This is a genomic window from Grimontia celer, assembly GCF_900055185.1.
GTDB classification, from domain to species: Bacteria; Pseudomonadota; Gammaproteobacteria; order Enterobacterales; family Vibrionaceae; genus Enterovibrio; species Enterovibrio celer.
Genome location: NZ_FIZX01000006.1, coordinates 59,951 through 75,992 on the forward strand (window position 1 = coordinate 59,951; position 16,042 = coordinate 75,992).

14 protein-coding genes and 1 other annotated feature are annotated in these 16,042 nt (G+C 48.3%); of the genes, 8 read left to right on the forward strand and 6 right to left on the reverse strand.

Annotated features, from left to right (window positions below):
- Positions 1–2: 2 nt before the first annotated feature.
- Positions 3–2,354, forward strand: a complete 2,352-nt coding sequence (gene arcB, locus GCE9029_RS22665; protein ID WP_062667203.1) for an aerobic respiration two-component sensor histidine kinase ArcB — start codon at positions 3–5, stop codon at positions 2,352–2,354.
- Positions 2,355–2,449: 95 nt separating this feature from the next.
- Here the strand turns inward: arcB and arcA are convergent, their stop codons facing one another.
- Positions 2,450–3,169: a two-component system response regulator ArcA gene (gene arcA / locus GCE9029_RS22670; RefSeq protein ID WP_062667205.1), complete on the reverse strand. Its 720-nt coding sequence runs from the start codon at positions 3,167–3,169 to the stop codon at positions 2,450–2,452.
- A 747-nt stretch (positions 3,170–3,916) separates the two neighbouring features.
- Here arcA and GCE9029_RS22675 point away from each other — a divergent pair.
- Positions 3,917–4,411, forward strand: coding sequence for a putative 4-hydroxy-4-methyl-2-oxoglutarate aldolase (locus tag GCE9029_RS22675; RefSeq protein WP_062667207.1), 495 nt, complete (start codon positions 3,917–3,919; stop codon positions 4,409–4,411).
- A 68-nt stretch (positions 4,412–4,479) separates the two neighbouring features.
- Here the strand turns inward: GCE9029_RS22675 and GCE9029_RS22680 are convergent, their stop codons facing one another.
- Both GCE9029_RS22680 and aceK read right to left on the reverse strand, forming a co-directional pair.
- Positions 4,480–4,953, reverse strand: coding sequence for a hypothetical protein (locus tag GCE9029_RS22680; protein ID WP_062667209.1), 474 nt, complete (start codon positions 4,951–4,953; stop codon positions 4,480–4,482).
- Positions 4,954–5,201: 248 nt separating this feature from the next.
- Complete coding sequence (gene aceK / locus GCE9029_RS22685; RefSeq protein WP_062667211.1) at positions 5,202–6,914, reverse strand: bifunctional isocitrate dehydrogenase kinase/phosphatase; 1,713 nt, start codon at positions 6,912–6,914, stop codon at positions 5,202–5,204.
- Positions 6,915–7,157: 243 nt separating this feature from the next.
- Positions 7,158–7,275: a sequence feature (Thr leader region), on the forward strand.
- Positions 7,276–7,324: 49 nt separating this feature from the next.
- On the opposite strand from aceK, the gene thrA reads away from it, so the two are divergent.
- Genes thrA through thrC form a run of 3 tightly spaced genes read left to right on the forward strand, consistent with a single transcriptional unit; the run spans position 7,325 to position 12,025 of the window.
- Complete coding sequence (gene thrA, locus GCE9029_RS22690) at positions 7,325–9,784, forward strand: bifunctional aspartate kinase/homoserine dehydrogenase I (protein ID WP_062667213.1); 2,460 nt, start codon at positions 7,325–7,327, stop codon at positions 9,782–9,784.
- Between the two features lies 1 nt (position 9,785).
- Positions 9,786–10,745 carry a homoserine kinase gene (thrB, locus tag GCE9029_RS22695; RefSeq protein WP_062667215.1) on the forward strand — a complete coding sequence of 320 codons (960 nt, stop codon included), beginning with the start codon at positions 9,786–9,788 and terminating at the stop codon, positions 10,743–10,745.
- A complete protein-coding gene (thrC, locus tag GCE9029_RS22700; protein ID WP_062667217.1) occupies positions 10,742–12,025 on the forward strand; it encodes a threonine synthase in 1,284 nt (427 codons plus the stop codon). Before thrB ends, thrC begins: the two co-directional genes overlap by 4 nt.
- 71 nt (positions 12,026–12,096) lie before the next feature.
- On the opposite strand, the gene grcA is transcribed toward thrC, so the two are convergent.
- Positions 12,097–12,474 carry an autonomous glycyl radical cofactor GrcA gene (gene grcA, locus GCE9029_RS22705; RefSeq protein ID WP_062667218.1) on the reverse strand — a complete coding sequence of 126 codons (378 nt, stop codon included), beginning with the start codon at positions 12,472–12,474 and terminating at the stop codon, positions 12,097–12,099.
- A 403-nt stretch (positions 12,475–12,877) separates the two neighbouring features.
- Between grcA and nfo the strand changes: the two genes are divergently transcribed.
- From nfo to GCE9029_RS22720, 3 genes are all read left to right on the forward strand, one after another.
- Positions 12,878–13,744, forward strand: coding sequence for a deoxyribonuclease IV (gene nfo, locus GCE9029_RS22710; protein WP_062667219.1), 867 nt, complete (start codon positions 12,878–12,880; stop codon positions 13,742–13,744).
- A gap of 38 nt (positions 13,745–13,782) precedes the next feature.
- On the forward strand, positions 13,783–14,460 hold the full coding sequence (gene ung / locus GCE9029_RS22715) for a uracil-DNA glycosylase (RefSeq protein WP_062667220.1): 678 nt from the start codon (positions 13,783–13,785) through the stop codon (positions 14,458–14,460).
- 164 nt (positions 14,461–14,624) lie between these two features.
- The gene (locus GCE9029_RS22720) at positions 14,625–15,152 is read left to right on the forward strand and encodes a hemerythrin domain-containing protein (protein ID WP_062667221.1); all 528 of its coding nucleotides are present in this window, start codon (positions 14,625–14,627) and stop codon (positions 15,150–15,152) included.
- 101 nt (positions 15,153–15,253) lie between these two features.
- Here GCE9029_RS22720 and GCE9029_RS22725 read toward each other — a convergent pair whose 3' ends face one another.
- On the reverse strand, positions 15,254–15,436 hold the full coding sequence (locus GCE9029_RS22725; protein WP_062667222.1) for a DUF3545 family protein: 183 nt from the start codon (positions 15,434–15,436) through the stop codon (positions 15,254–15,256).
- A 377-nt stretch (positions 15,437–15,813) separates the two neighbouring features.
- A complete protein-coding gene (locus GCE9029_RS22730; RefSeq protein WP_062667223.1) occupies positions 15,814–16,017 on the reverse strand; it encodes a hypothetical protein in 204 nt (67 codons plus the stop codon).
- Between the last annotated feature and the right edge of the window lie 25 nt (positions 16,018–16,042).

The window sequence follows — 16,042 nt, forward strand, 5'->3', positions numbered from 1 at the left end:
CAATGAAGCAAATTAAACTCTTAGCGCAGTACTACGTGGATCTGCTGGTCAAGCTTGGCTTGGTTCGGTTCAGTATGTTGCTGGCGCTGGCTCTTGTTGCCCTCGCGGTAATAGTTCAAGTAGGCATTACTCTTGTTTTGAATGGCACGGTGCATGATACCGATATCGTTCGCTCCGTTTTCTTTGGCCTGCTTATCACGCCTTGGGCTGTGTATTTCCTTTCTGTTGTGGTGGACCAACTGGAAGAATCCCGACAGCGCCTTTCAAAACTGGTTTCCAAGCTTGAGGAAATGCGCGCGCGCGACATGGAGCTTAACCGTCAACTGACTGAGAACATCACCCAACTGAACCTCGAGATTGAAGAGCGTAAACGTGCAGAAGAAGCACGTGAAGAAGCCATGCAAGATCTGGAGAACGAGGTCTACCAGCGTGAAAAAGCGCAGGTGGAATTGGCAGAACAAACCGCACTGCTGCGCTCGTTTATCGATGCTTCGCCGGACTTAATTTATTACCGCAATGAGAAAGGCCAGTTCTCGGGCTGTAACCGTGCGATGGAGGATTTGACAGGCAAGAAAGAGAAAGAGCTGGTGGGACTCACGCCTTGGGACGTTTATCGCGAGGATATCGCCAGTAAGGTGGTAGAAACCGATCAGCAAGTTTTCGACAGCAATGTCTCCCTGACTTACGAGCAGTGGCTGGAATACAAGGATGGTCGCAAGGCCTACTTTGAGCTGCGTAAACTGCCGTTTTACTCCCGTGATGGCCGCCGTCTTGGCTTGGTAGGTTTTGGTCGCGAGATCACTGAGCGTAAACGTTATCAAGACGCCCTTGAGAAGGCGAGTCGTGACAAGACAGCGTTTATTTCTACGATTAGTCACGAGTTGCGTACACCGCTTAACGGTATTGTCGGCTTAAGCCGGATGTTGCTTGAAACCCGTCTTTCTGAAGAGCAACTGGGTTACCTACGCACTATTCATGTCAGTGCGATCACGCTGGGTAACATCTTTAATGACATCATTGATTTGGATAAGTCAGACCGAAGTCGTCTGGAGCTGATGCCACAGCCGTTGGATTTCCCGGATTTTGTTTCTGAGATTGAAAACATCAGTGCGTTGATGGCACAGCAAAACGGCCTTCGCTTCACATTAGATAGACTTACTGACTTGCCGCCAGCAGTGAAAGTGGATGCTACACGTCTTCGCCAGATCCTATGGAATCTTGTCGGTAATGCGGTGAAATTTACCAAACAGGGCGCTGTGAATGTCACGGTTAGTTGCGACATTGAAGACGACATGGCGCACTTGCAGTTTGATGTAGAAGACAGCGGTGTCGGCATCCCGCAGGAAGAGCAGGACAAGATCTTCGCCATGTATTACCAGGTGAAGCAAGGAGAAGATAATCTACATGCCGTTGGCACAGGGATTGGTCTGGCGGTGTCCCGTAAGCTCGCCCGCTTGATGAATGGTGATATCACGGTAGACAGCGAAGTGGGTGAGGGCAGTAACTTCACCGTGACGTTGGAAGTGCCGATTTGCGAAGTGGTCTCAAACAAAGAGAAAGTAACATCGGAGCAAAGCCCGCTGCACATTCTGCTGGTAGAAGACATCGAACTGAACATCACGGTAGCGACAAACCTGCTAGAAAGCCTGGGTCATTCAGTGGAAGTCGCACGAAGTGGTCAGGAAGCGCTGGATATGTACCCGCAATCTGAGTACGACTTGTTACTGCTTGATATCCAATTGCCGGATATGACGGGTTTCGATATTGCTAAGACACTCAGAGACAGTGGCGAGGCACTACCTCCTCTGGTTGCGCTAACAGCCAATGTTATCAAGGACAAGACGGAATACATCAACAACGGCATGGATGACGCAATAAGCAAGCCGATCAGTGTCTCCGCAGTGGCTGAAGTGATTGAGCGTTTGGCACTGCAATGCCCGGTTGCCACCGAAGCTGCTGAAGTCAAAAGACGCAAGAAGCCTGGCAATGAGATGCTTGATAAGCTTCTGGATCTGGAAATGTTAACCTCTTACGTGGATATCGTTGGCCCAGAGCCTGTATTCCAAAGCATCAAGATGTTTGAAGATCTGATGCCTGAGTATATTCAGATCCTCGACAGCAATATGACGGCGAAAGACCAGGATGGTATCGCCAGCGAAGCGCACAAAATTAAAGGTGCTGCGGGCTCAATCGGCCTGAAACACATTCAGAAAGTGGCACAAAAAGCGCAGTCACCGGAGTTGCCAGCCTGGTGGGAGAACATTGCTGACTGGGTTGATGAAATCAAAGAAGGCTATGTTCAGGATCTGGAAGTGCTCAAACAGTGGCTTGAGGATTACTCTAAAGAGGTTTAGCCGCTAACAAGTTCTGAGAAGGAGCTTTAATAAAAGACTTTCAGATAACAAAAAGGCCTGCATTGCAGGCCCTTCTTATAAGCTTTTCGAAGAAATTAGATTTCTTCCAACTCACCACAGAAGCGGTAACCTTCGCCGTGAATCGTCGCAATGATTTCCGGGGTGTCACCGAAAGACTCAAAGTGCTTACGGATACGACGGATAGTCACGTCAACAGTACGGTCGTGTGGCTTCAGCTCACGGCCAGTCATCTTCTTCAGAAGATCTGCACGGGTTTGGATTTTGCCCGGGTTTTCACAGAAGTGCAGCAGTGCACGGAACTCAGAGCGTGGCAGTTTGAACTGCTCGCTGTCTGGGCTGATCAGTGAACGGCTGTTGATGTCCAGCGTCCAACCATTGAATACATAGCGGTCAACAGAACGCTTGTCTTCTGGCAGTGCGCCTTGGCTCATTGCACGGGTCAGCAGGTTACGAGCACGGATGGTCAGTTCGCGTGGGTTGAATGGCTTGGTGATGTAATCATCCGCACCGATTTCCAGACCCAGGATCTTGTCAACTTCGTTGTCACGACCGGTCAGGAACATCAGCGCCATGTCACCTTGCTCACGCAGTTCACGAGCGAGCAGAAGACCGTTTTTACCAGGCAGGTTGATGTCCATGATAACCAGGTGAACCTGATTGTTAGAAAGCACTTGATGCATTTCTTCGCCATCGTTGGCTTCCAGAACGGTATAACCTTCTGCTTCGAAGATGCTTTTCAGCGTATTACGAGTTACGTGTTCGTCTTCAACAATCAGAATGTGAGGGGTTTGCATTGGCGTTACCTAATTTCTTTAAGGAATCTGGTACCGGGGACGACGCTAAAACGGCGTCTCCCCAATCAACCACAGCGTCTTAAGACCCTGTGAAGAAAATTTACAAACAGGAAAAGTATATCAAATTGATTTGAATGCTTTTCGAGCATACTTTCCTGATACAAACGCCATCCCTAGAGAAGCTGGTTGCAGATGCGATTTTTCGCCCTGCATACGACTGGTCAACTCAATTTGACCAGCTAATCCTTTGGATAGCGCTGATTGTATTCATTTAACAGCGTGCTAACAATATTTAGTAATAAATCAACGCAACTTTTTTCAATCTTTATTGATATACGTCAATCTCGCCTTCTGTGGTCGCAATTGGTGGAATTCCAGTGCAAAAACTTCGCTGAATTTTACAAACTCGAATTAACTTTTTCGTACTATTACCACAGGTGTGAATATTGTGTAAAAACGCTTTTATCAGACCATTTTGTTGCATACCGGTCAACTATCTCCTGTTGAGAGCACTTGGCGGGTCACCGCGGAAAATGAGAAAAATGCGTATCGTTGCACACATGCTTTTTCCCATCATATCTGACAGTTACATTACTTACCGTGCGCCCACCCGAATTTGACCTTTCCGTGTTCCTGCTTTGTCACTAACACCAAAGTTTGAGTGAGCCATGCCAGCTTTATAGAATTTGGGAGAGGCGAAGTGGACGTATCTTGCTAGCTTGATACCAAGACTTGATAGGAGGAAGCATGGAAGATTTACTACCTGATATCAGTGATGCACACGGCGATGAGGTATCGTGGATTCCGGTTCAGTGGCGCGATTTTGGCGGAAAAAAGGTATTTTCCGGCCGGGTGGAAACACTGCGTTGCTACGAAGATAATTCCAAGGTGCGCGACATTTTGGGTAAGCCCGGCGCTGGCCGTGTTCTCGTGGTGGATGGACACGGTAATCTCAACAAAGCCTTGTTGGGAGATTTGCTCGCTGAGCGTGCTGTGGAGAATGGCTGGGAAGGCATCGTGATTTTTGGCGCGGTGCGAGATGCGGGCGCATTGAGCGAAATGGCATTGGGTGTGAAAGCATTAGGTGTGTGTCCCATCAAAACGGAAAAGCGGGGGTTAGGTGATGAAGATGTGCAGCTGCGTATTGAAGGGATACCTATTTCGCCCGGAAACTACCTTTTCGCCGATCTCAATGGCGTGATGATCAGTCAGCATCCGATTGAATTTGGCGAGCCATCGTAAATCTAAGGTGAAGCCAGAAAACAAAAAAAACCGCCAATCGGCGGTTTTTCTCAATACGTTCAGTATCTCTAGAAGCGATAACCCACGCCGAGTTGATAATTGGCGGAGGCTGCAGGTGTTTGGTTCAGGTTGTAGTCAAACTTGGCTTCCAGGTTGAGCTTATCGGTCAGTCGTAACTGGCTGCTCATTCCTACCACACCAAAGGTTTCTTCATTGACGCGTTCAGCTTGCACAGTACTGCCAATGCTGAGCTTTTCATTGAAGTTATATTGGATGCCACTGAGTAACCCTTTACTGCTGGCTGTGTGGTCGGTTTCCGTGGTCATTTCGGTACCCAGATACACATTCACGTTTTTGAGCACGGGATAATGATAACCGGAGCTGACAGTCCAGCTGTCATAGCTTTGATTGCCAGTTGTAATGGAGCTCGAAAACCAAGGTTTCTGGTTATCGTCGGAATATTCATACAGCGGTAACGAACCCTGCGCGAATGCCAAAAAAGCCACTGATTGCAGGGTGACGGCGAGTAGGATTTTTTTCATTATGCCACCTTCCCTGATTCGTTCTTATTAGACTGAGTTTTCAGTCTAGTTCACCTGTTTTGTTTTTGATAAAGAGAGTTTGAGATTTTCCGGCTGCTCTCTCACCTTGCCCTTAAATTCAAACGTTTACGACGCGATATTTTGAATGTGGCAAAATTCCGCCGTTATTATGAGGCGTTTAATATTTAAGCAAGTGGCGTGCCTAAATGGCGATGAAAAATTGACGCTGATTGCTCAGCGTCTCATTTTTATTGATTGGTGAATCGACAGTCGTCACTGTAAGGGAACACATCGTTAAATTGGCCTTGCTGAATGTTCTCTTGTAACCCTTTCCAATAATCCGCCTCAAAGAGATCGGAGTGCAGCTCTTCGAACAGGGCACGGATTTTCGGATTGATGAGCAGGAAGGTACGGAACTCTTCCGGGAACACATCGTATTCTCCGACGCTGTACCAAGGTTCTGCTGCCATTTCGTCTTCAGGAAAGCGTGGTGGTGGGATCTTGCGGAAATTCACTTCCGTGAGGTAAGAAATCTCATCGTAATCGTAGAAAATGACCCGGCTGTGGCGCGACACACCAAAGTTTTTGAACAGCATATCCCCGGCAAAGATGTTTGCGGCAGCCAGCTGTTTGATTGCGTCGCCATATTCCTGAACAGCATTTCTCAACTCGTCGTCATCTGCCTGCTCAAGGTAGATATTAAGTGGGATCATCCGACGTTCCATATAGAGGTGACGAATATGGACTTCATTTTTGGTGAGCTTGATCAGTGATGGTGCAACCTCAAGTAATTCTTCGATGAGCTCTTCACTAAAACGTTCTCTCGGGAAAATGAAGTTTCGGTAATCGAGGGTATCCGCCATTCGGCCAACCCGGTCATGTTCTTTAACTAAACGATATTTTTCTTTGACGACGGCGTGAGTAATGTCTTTTTGTGGCGCGAACCTGTCTTTGATGATCTTAAAGACGAAGCCATAAGAAGGCAGGGTGAACACCGACATGACCATGCCTTTGATCCCCGGAGCAATGACAAACTGATCGTCAGAAGATTCGATATGGTGAAGGAATTCCCTGTAGAGCTCTGTCTTACCGTGTTTCTGACACCCAATCGCTGTGTAGAGCTGGGCTGGCGTTTTATGGGGCATCAATTGGTTGAGAAAATCGACCAATGCGGCAGGCGCAGGCGCGAAAACCATGAAATAGGAGCGAGCGAAGCCGAAGATCACACTGAGTTCATCGGCGTCAGCAATACAGGCATCGACATAAAGCTCACCTTTTGAATTCACCAATAAAGGCAGCACCAGTGGACGAACCTGATTCGCCATATCAATGCGTCCTATCAGATAGGCGGCTTTATTACGATAGAAAGGCTCGCGAACCATATCGATAGTCACTTCAGTCAGTTGTGGTCCCAACCTTCTTTGCAACGCTTCGACAATACGGTGTACATCGCGCGCTTTATTCACCCAAGGGAGAGTAAAGGGCGTGTCGTCCAGAATGCGCTCGATAGTCTGAATAAGATTCTGATTGGATGAATAACGCTTAAGTAGCGGTGTTGGATATTTAGGAATGCGGCCGCCCTGTGAGCTGTTCACAAAGAGCTTCTCACGACGAATATTGCGATGATCGAACATCCGACAGTAAACGGAGTTAAAGAAGCTTTCCGCGATGTCATAGCGAGGATAGTCGTCCAATAGGCGACTGTATTCCGCTTTTACCGCCATTAGGAAGGAGCGAGTGGCGTGTTTTCTCCCCAGCATCGTTTTCAATTGCTGGCTGACAAGACCCACGTGATGGTCATAAAAGTTAATGCGGGTTTTCAAGGCTTTTTGCACGCTTTTCCAGTCGCGCGCTTCAAACCTTTCCTGTGCCCCAGCCGTGACATCCAAAAATCGGCCATACATGGCATCAGAGCCTTGCAATATGGTCTGGGCGACCAATTCCTCCATCGCAACTGCCATGGTTCCCTCCTTCGCGGTTGCTGATTTTCTGTCCAATTCAAGTAACTATGTCTGCCTTAACCACTCTTAGCAAGGAAGATGCTGGTAAATGGTGCGGTTTCTCATCTTTTAAATTCGTTAGTTAAGAGTTGCGAATTGAAGCGTTTTTTTGAGAGATAACTTAAATTTTTGTTGACCTTGATACCCTTGTTCGGTAAAGGTTATAAAAACGCAGCACGGAAGGTTAAAAAGCCATGCTTAAAACAGTCGGCACTACAACCATTATCACCATTATTACCAACACCATTGGTGCGGGTGCGGGCTGACATGCACAGAATTTTAAAAAGAAGCCCGTACCCAACAAGGTACGGGCTTTTTTTTAACCCCTTTATTATTGAATTTGCGAGTTCTGGAAGGAATTGGAGGAAAGGATGCGAGTATTAAAGTTTGGTGGTACTTCGCTGGCAAATGCTGAGAGATTCAGCCGCGCAGCAGAGATCATCACCAGCAATACCTGCCAAAGTGAGGTATCCGCGGTACTATCCGCGCCTGCTAAGATCACTAACCTGTTGGTTGATGTGATTGATAACACAGTCAAACATGGCGAAGCCGAGATTCAGGTTGCTGAGATCAGGAAGATCTTCTCTGCCCTGTTTGATGGTTTGGAAGAAATGGAGCCAAGCATCGATAAAGCTTCGCTTTATGACAAACTAGAGCGCTCTGTGAATCAGTTGAAGCAATATATCCATGGTATTGCGCTGCTGGGTTTATGCCCAGACAACATCTATGCTCGCATCATCAGTAAGGGTGAGCGCCTTTCTATTGCGACCATGTCTGCATTGCTTCAAGCCCGCGGTTACAACACTTTTGAAATCGACCCGGTAAAATACCTTCAGGCAAAAGGTGATTATCTTGAAGCTATGGTGGATATCGAAGTTTCTTCCGACCGCTTCAAAAAAGAACCCATTCCTGCTGCACACATCGGTTTGATGCCAGGTTTCACTGCGTCTAATGAGCAAGGTGAACTGGTTACTCTTGGCCGTAATGGTTCTGACTACTCAGCAGCAGTGCTGGCGGCGTGTGTTCGTGCTGAATGCTGTGAGATCTGGACTGATGTGGATGGCGTTTACAGCTGTGACCCACGCTTGGTGCCAGATGCGACCCTGCTTAAGTCTCTGAGCTATCAGGAAGCCATGGAGCTTTCTTACTTTGGCGCCAAAGTGCTTCACCCGAAAACCATTCTTCCAATCGCACGTTTCCATATTCCTTGTCTGATCAAAAATACTGCGAACCCACAGGGCGCAGGTACTTTGATCGGCAATGACAGCGGTGAAGACAATCTGGCAGTGAAAGGGATCACCACCCTGAGCAAACTGAGCATGGTCAACGTGTCAGGTCCTGGCATGAAAGGCATGGTCGGCATGGCAGCTCGCGTCTTTGGCGCGATGTCAGCAGCAGGTGTTTCCGTTGTTCTTATTACCCAATCTTCTTCTGAATACAGCATCAGCTTCTGTATCGAAGCGGAAGACAAGCCGATGGCACAGCGTGCTCTTCAGGAAAGTTTTGAACTGGAGCTGAAAGACGGTTTGCTTGAGCCTGTAGACTTCGTTGATAACGTAGCTATTGTGTCGCTGGTGGGTGACGCGATGCGCACCTCGAAAGGCGTGGCATCTCAGTTCTTTACGTCATTGGCAGAAGTGAACGTCAACATTGTCGCGATTGCGCAGGGTTCTTCTGAGCGCTCAATCTCTGCGGTTATCCCGGATGACAGCGTGTCTGAAGCGGTGAAAGCGTGTCACGAAAACCTCTTTAACTCTAACCACTACCTGGATGTGTTTGTGGTCGGTGTTGGTGGTGTCGGCGGCGAGCTGGTTGAGCAAGTGAAACGCCAGCAGGCGAAACTGGCTGATCAGGGGATTGTTATCCGCGTCTGCGGCATGGCAAACAGCCGCGGTATGTTGCTGAACAGCAAAGGTATCGACTTGAACAACTGGCGTGATGAGCTGGCGAAAGCGGACGAGCCGTTTAGCCTCCCTCGTATGGTGCGTCTGGTTCAGCAAAATCACATCATCAACCCTGTGTTTATCGACTGTACCTCTGAGCAGGGCATTGCCGATCAATACGCAGATTTCCTGTCTGCGGGTTTCCACGTCATCACGCCGAACAAAAAAGCCAACACTGCGGGCATGGCGTACTACCAGCAGCTGCGTAAGTCTGCACGTGCGACCCGTCGTAAGTTCATGTATGACACCACGGTGGGTGCTGGTCTGCCAGTCATCGAAAACCTCCAGAACCTGATTGCAGCGGGTGATGAGCTCGAAAAATTCACCGGTATCCTGTCAGGCTCTCTGTCTCATATCTTCGGTAAACTCGACGAAGGCCAAAGCTTCTGTGAAGCAACGACAGCAGCACGTGAGAGTGGCTTCACTGAACCGGATCCACGTGATGACCTTTCTGGTATGGACGTAGCGCGTAAGCTTCTTATCCTTGCCCGTGAAGCGGGTATGCACCTTGAACTGGAAGATGTTGAAGTTGAGCCAGCATTGCCACCGGGTTTTGATGCCTCAGGTGATGTGGAAGCCTTCATGGCAAAACTGCCAGAAGCAGATGCATACTTCGAGAAACTGGCGAGCGATGCACGTGCCGAAGGCAAAGTGTTGCGTTACGTCGGTAGCATCGAAAACGGTCAATGTTCAGTGAAAATTCAGGCCGTGGATGCTGACGACCCAATGTTCAAGATTAAAGAGGGCGAGAACGCGCTGGCTTTCTACAGCCGCTACTACCAGCCAATCCCATTGGTACTGCGTGGCTACGGTGCAGGTACTGCCGTAACAGCTGCAGGTGTGTTCGCAGACTTGATGCGTACACTTGGCTGGAAACTGGGGGTATAAGATGAGCGTTGTTGTTTACGCACCGGCTTCAATCGGTAACGTCAGTGTAGGCTTTGATGTATTGGGCGCCGCTGTGTCGCCCATCGACGGCACTTTGCTTGGCGATCGCGTGAAAGTGGAAGGTGGCGGTGATGTACCATTTACCCTGAACTGCGTTGGTAGCTTTGTTGATAAGCTGCCGAAAGATCAGGAAGAAAACATCGTTTATCAAAGCTTCGTGGTCTTCTCCCGTGAAATGGAAAAGTTGGGACAGCCTGTTCGTAACGTCACCATGACGCTCGAAAAGAACATGCCTATCGGTTCAGGTCTGGGTTCCAGTGCTTGTTCTATCGTTGCCGCTCTGGATGCCCTGAATAAGTTCCATGATGAAGCGTTGGACGAAACCACTTTGCTGGCGCTGATGGGCGAGATGGAAGCTGCGATTTCCGGTAGCCTCCACTATGACAATGTGGCGCCTTGTTACCTTGGCGGTCTGCAGCTGATGGTAGAGCAAATGGGGATCATCAGTCAGGAAGTGCCTTGCTTTGACGAGTGGTACTGGGTAATGGCTTACCCTGGTATCAAAGTACCGACGGCTGAAGCGCGCGCGATTTTGCCTGCACAATATCGTCGCCAGGATGTGATTAATCATGGTCGCCATCTGGCAGGCTTCATCCATGGCTGTTATTCTGGCCAGCCACAACTTGCTGCGAGCATGATCAAAGACGTGGTTGCAGAACCTTACCGCGAGAAATTGTTGCCAGGTTTCGCTGAAGCCCGACACTACGCAGAAGATGCAGGCGCGCTGGCGACCGGTATCTCAGGTTCAGGCCCAACGTTGTTTAGCATCACGGATGACAAAGCCGTGGCAGAGCGCGTAGCAAAGTGGCTAGAGGAAAATTACGTTCAGAACGAAGAAGGATTTGTCCACATCTGTCGATTGGATGTGAAAGGATCGACAGTGACAGGAAGTGAACTATGAAGCTTTACAACATCAAAGAAAATGACGAACAGGTATCGTTCGGCCAAGCGGTAAAACAGGGTCTTGGCCGTAATCAGGGTCTGTTCTTTCCAAGCGAACTGCCAAAATTTGACGACGTTGATGCGCTGCTGGACAAAGATTTTGTCAGCCGCAGCAGCGATATTCTTTCTGCATTCATCGGTGACGAACTGTCGCCAGAAACCGTGCGCAGCATGGTGGAAAATGCCTTCCAGTTCCCGGCGCCTGTCGAGAAAGTGACTGACCAAATCAGCGCACTTGAGCTGTTCCACGGTCCAACACTGGCGTTTAAAGACTTTGGTGGCCGTTTTATGGCGCAATCGCTGGCAGCAGTGTCTGACAGCGGCAAAGTGACCATTCTGACTGCTACTTCTGGTGATACCGGTGCCGCTGTTGCCCATGCGTTCTACGGCATGGAAAACATCAATGTGGTTATCCTGTACCCGAAAGGCAAGATCAGTCCGCTGCAGGAAAAACTCTTCTGTACCCTGGGTGGAAACATCCACACTGTGGCTATCAATGGCACTTTCGATGACTGTCAGGCGATGGTGAAAAACGCCTTTGATGATGCAGAGCTTCGCGCCGCGATTGGTCTGAACTCAGCAAACTCAATCAACATTAGCCGCCTGATGGCGCAAATTTGTTACTACTTTGAAGCTGCGTCGCAGCTGACCAAAGCACAACGTGAAAACCTGGTGGTTGCAGTGCCAAGTGGTAACTTCGGTAACCTGACTGCGGGTCTGCTGGCGAAAGCGATTGGCCTGCCAATCAAACGTTTCATCGCGGCAACTAACGTGAATGATACCGTGCCACGTTATCTGCAAACCGGTGAGTGGACGCCAGAGCCAACCATTCCAACGCTGTCAAATGCGATGGACGTGAGTCAGCCAAACAACTGGCCGCGCATTGAAGAGCTTTGTCAGCGCCAAGGTTGGGGTTTGAACGAGCTGGGCGCAGGCGCAGTGACTGATGAGCAAACGGCAGAAACGCTGAAAGCGATGTTTGATGGCGGCTACCTGTGTGAGCCTCACGGTGCGATTGCTTATCGCGTGCTGGACGAGCAACTGCAGGATGGCGAACATGGCCTGTTCCTGTGTACCGCACATCCGGCGAAGTTCAAAGAGTCTGTCGATGAGATCCTGGGTCAGGACATTCCGCTGCCAGGCCCTCTGGCAAAACATGCGGCGATGGAACTGCTGTCTGTCGAGCAGGACGCGGATTTCGCTCAGCTGCGTGAATACCTGATGAAGGTTGCTGGCTAATTTCACGCGATAGAAAACAAAAAACCGGCCAATTGGCCGGTTTTTTTATGTTTCGACTAACGGTCTGAGGATTACAGAGTGTTAGTGAAAGTACGTGCAATAACGTCGCGCTGTTGTTCAACAGTCAGCGAGTTGAAACGCACAGCGTAGCCAGATACGCGGATAGTCAGCTGTGGGTATTTTTCTGGGTGCTTAGCTGCGTCTTCCAGTGTTTCACGCTTCAGAACGTTAACGTTCAGGTGCTGACCACCTTCAATTTTTGCAGGTACTTCGATAGCGATTTCACGGCTTTCGTAATCGCCCAGATCTGCTGCAGGGATAACCTGATCCGCTTCGAAACCTGCTTTTGCTGCAACGCAACGTGCTTCGTTGGTTTCGCTGTCCAGCAGCCAGATAGAGTTCAGCAGGTCGTCGTTTGCCGCTTTAGTAATTTGAATACCAGTGATCATAATCCTTCCCCTTTTGATAGGCTTGGTGGTTTTAATTTTCCATCAATTGATGAGCTGGGTACTTGTATAACTTACTATTTGTAAGGTTATTTTGATTTTAGTCAAAATACAATCAAAATATGCGAAATTTCGGTCTGATATTTTTTGTCTTGAATCAATAAAAGATCAAATATCTGGTTTAAAACATATTTTTAACAACATGATATTTCTCTCAAAATTACATATGTAATTTTATTACTACATTTTGAGTGGTTTTTTTGAGTCAGAATACATACTGTTTTTATATAAAACCCAAGTGATGGCACAGACTCAGGGTGCCAGAGCGAAATACAAACCAAACCGGACTTTATGGTATGAGTAACTTAAAATGTTGTCGGTTACGGTTTCGGCCTGGAGAGAGAAGATGAAGTTTATCGGAGCACATGTATCCGCTTCCGGTGGGGTAGAAAATGCCCCGGTTAACGCAGCAGCGATCGGTGCCAATGCCTTTGCACTGTTTACCAAGAATCAAAGACAATGGCAGGCAAAGCCATTAGAAACGAAAAATGTCTCTGCGTTTAAGGCAAATTGCCAAAAGCATGGCTTTGTTCCTGAGGCAGTGTTGCCACATGATTCTTACCTCATCAATTTGGGTGCACCTGAAGAAGAAAAGCTGGAGAAATCCCGCGCTGCCTTCATTGATGAAATGGAACGTTGCCAGACACTCGGACTTCCTTTGCTGAATTTCCATCCGGGCAGCCATTTGAAGAAAATCAGTGAGGAAGCTTGTCTCTTACTGATTGCTGAATCCATCAACTTGGCACATCAGGCCGTACCCGAAGTCGTTGCCGTGATAGAGAACACGGCGGGGCAGGGCACCAACCTAGGTTGGTCGTTTGAGCAACTGGCGGCGATTATCTCGCAAGTGGAAGATAAATCCCGTGTTGGTGTTTGTATTGATACCTGTCACGCCTTCGCTGCAGGGTATGATCTTCGTACTCATAGCGCGGCAGAAGCGACATTTGCAGAGTTTGATAACACAGTGGGTTTCCAGTATCTGCGTGGTATGCACCTCAACGACTCGAAAACGCCTTTCGGCAGCCGGGTTGACCGTCATCAGGCGTTAGGGGAGGGAGAGATTGGATTGCCATGTTTTGAAGTCATCATGCAGGATAACCGCTTTAATGGCATCCCGTTGATTCTGGAAACCATCAAACCGGAAGTGTGGGCGGATGAAATCCGTTTGCTGCGTCAGTTTGAAGTCACAGCATCTGAGCGTGTTTCTGCGTAGAATAGCGGACGCTAAAGAATAAAGAGGATTGGGAAAGCATGACACAGGCGATGACTTGGCACGATGTGATTGGCCAGGAAAAGGAACAGGACTATTTCAAACACACTATGGCTTACGTGGCGGAAGCCCGTGAAAAGGGCATGGTGGTATTTCCGCCTAAAGAGGACGTGTTTAACGCCTTTCGCTATACTGAGCTGGCCGATGTGAAAGTGGTGATTTTGGGGCAAGACCCTTATCACGGCCCAAATCAGGCTCATGGTCTTTGCTTTTCAGTCCTGCCTGGCATCAAGCCGCCCCCGTCACTGGTGAACATGTATAAAGAACTGGCGCAGGATATTCCCGGTTTCACCATTCCACAGCATGGATACCTCAAAAGCTGGGCGGATCAGGGCGTGTTGCTCCTTAATACCGTTCTGACGGTTGAGCAGGGTAACGCACATTCTCATGCCCATTTAGGTTGGGAAACCTTTACTGATCGCGTAATAGAAGCTGTAAATGAACATTGTGAAGGTGTCGTGTTCCTGCTTTGGGGCTCCCATGCCCGAAAGAAAGGGCGGGTGATTGATCGCAATCGTCACCACGTGCTGGAAGCGCCGCACCCTTCCCCTCTTTCTGCACATCGTGGCTTTTTAGGCTGCAAACACTTTTCATCGACTAACGAGTTGTTGGCAAGAGCTGGCCAGGCGCCGATTAACTGGCAACCGGAACTCGATTGATAACAGCGTTTCATTGATTCTCTGAAGCCCGTGATTTTCGTCGCGGGCTTTTTGTTTGTCAGTACTGTGAAGATGAAACTGAACAAAAAATGACCTCGCGCAATTTGTGAACAGTCCGGTTCGATAGACTGATCCCGTGGTGTGAATGAAGAAAGGGAGGAGCTATGTTAGTAGCCAGCATTCATAGAGATCACCGGAATATCAGCCGACTGCTTAAGCTGCTATCGAAAAAGCTGAAGGCCATTCAGCAGGAAAAGCCTGTTAACTACAGCCTGATTAAGGATACGGTCAGCTACCTGCAAGAGCACGCTGAAAAGTATCACCATCCAAAAGAAGATCTTATCTACCACTATTACTTACAGCATTACCCTGATTCAGAGGGCGTTGCACGATTGGATGATGAGCACGAAGCACTAGCAGGTTTAACCGCTGAATTTGCAGATACCGTCGACATGATATTGATGGACGCTGTCATTCCTCTCGATCTCTTTGCAGACAAACTCAACCGGTTTGTTGGCTGTCAGAAAGAACATTTGGATTTGGAAGAGAAAACCATCCTGCCTGTTTTGGAGCAAACTCTGACAACTGAAGACTGGGAATATCTGCAGACACAATGGGAGGAAGAGGATTTTGATCCGCTGTTTGGTGAGCAGGTGGCAGACAGGTTCAAAGAGCTTGCTTCTGCGCTATAAATCCAAGGCAAAAAAAGGCACCCCATGTTGGGTGCCTTTTCTTTAAAATTCCATTGTTATGTTGTCAGTAAACTGACGATTTAAACCAGTGAGTACGCTACTTAAAAATCGAAATCGCTGTCGCTGAAATCACCGAGCATATCGATATCTTGCAGCTCTTTGCGCAGGCGTTGTCTGTCTTTTAACGCCTCAATTTCTCTCCACTTACGTTTTGCTTGTTTGGTTCGTCCACCGCGTTGTGGTCGCTCTTGATCGAATACATCATCAAAGGCAAAGCTATCCATAAATTCACCTCGTTTTACCGTTGCGGTCGCTATTTAAGTATCAAACCTCCGACAAAATAAAATTGAAGTGTTTCTCATTTGTTGCACCTCAGTGAAGTTTTTATGAGAACACAATCACCTTTACTTCGTCGCTGGACAAAATGTGTGCAGTTGCAGTGCCTTAGATTGTCTTACAGCTACAACATCAAATTCTTGTGGGGAGGTGTTCCCCAAGCCCCTGTCATAGCAACAGACCGGGGAAATCGGGAATTTGGTCACACATTGAATAAAATGCATAAACGGTGCCAGACAATGTGAATGGCTTGTTCTATTCCTGTTATGGAAAAGCGTTAACGCAAACGCTTGGTCTTGATACAAGTGCATATTTTACTCATAAATTATGAAATTAAATTCATATTGATTTTTATGGTGGCTACCTGCATCATCTCGCGGCAATTTGCGGTGATTGCCGCAAAACCGACACATTTTCGGGTTTTTCGTGACGCTTTCTTGCCAGCGAGACCTGCATCATTATCGGCAGACGCTAGGCTTGCGTCAGTCGCATCTAATCGCATTTTCCCTATCTCAGGGAACAACGACATTGCGAATCAGTTTATGCGTACAGAG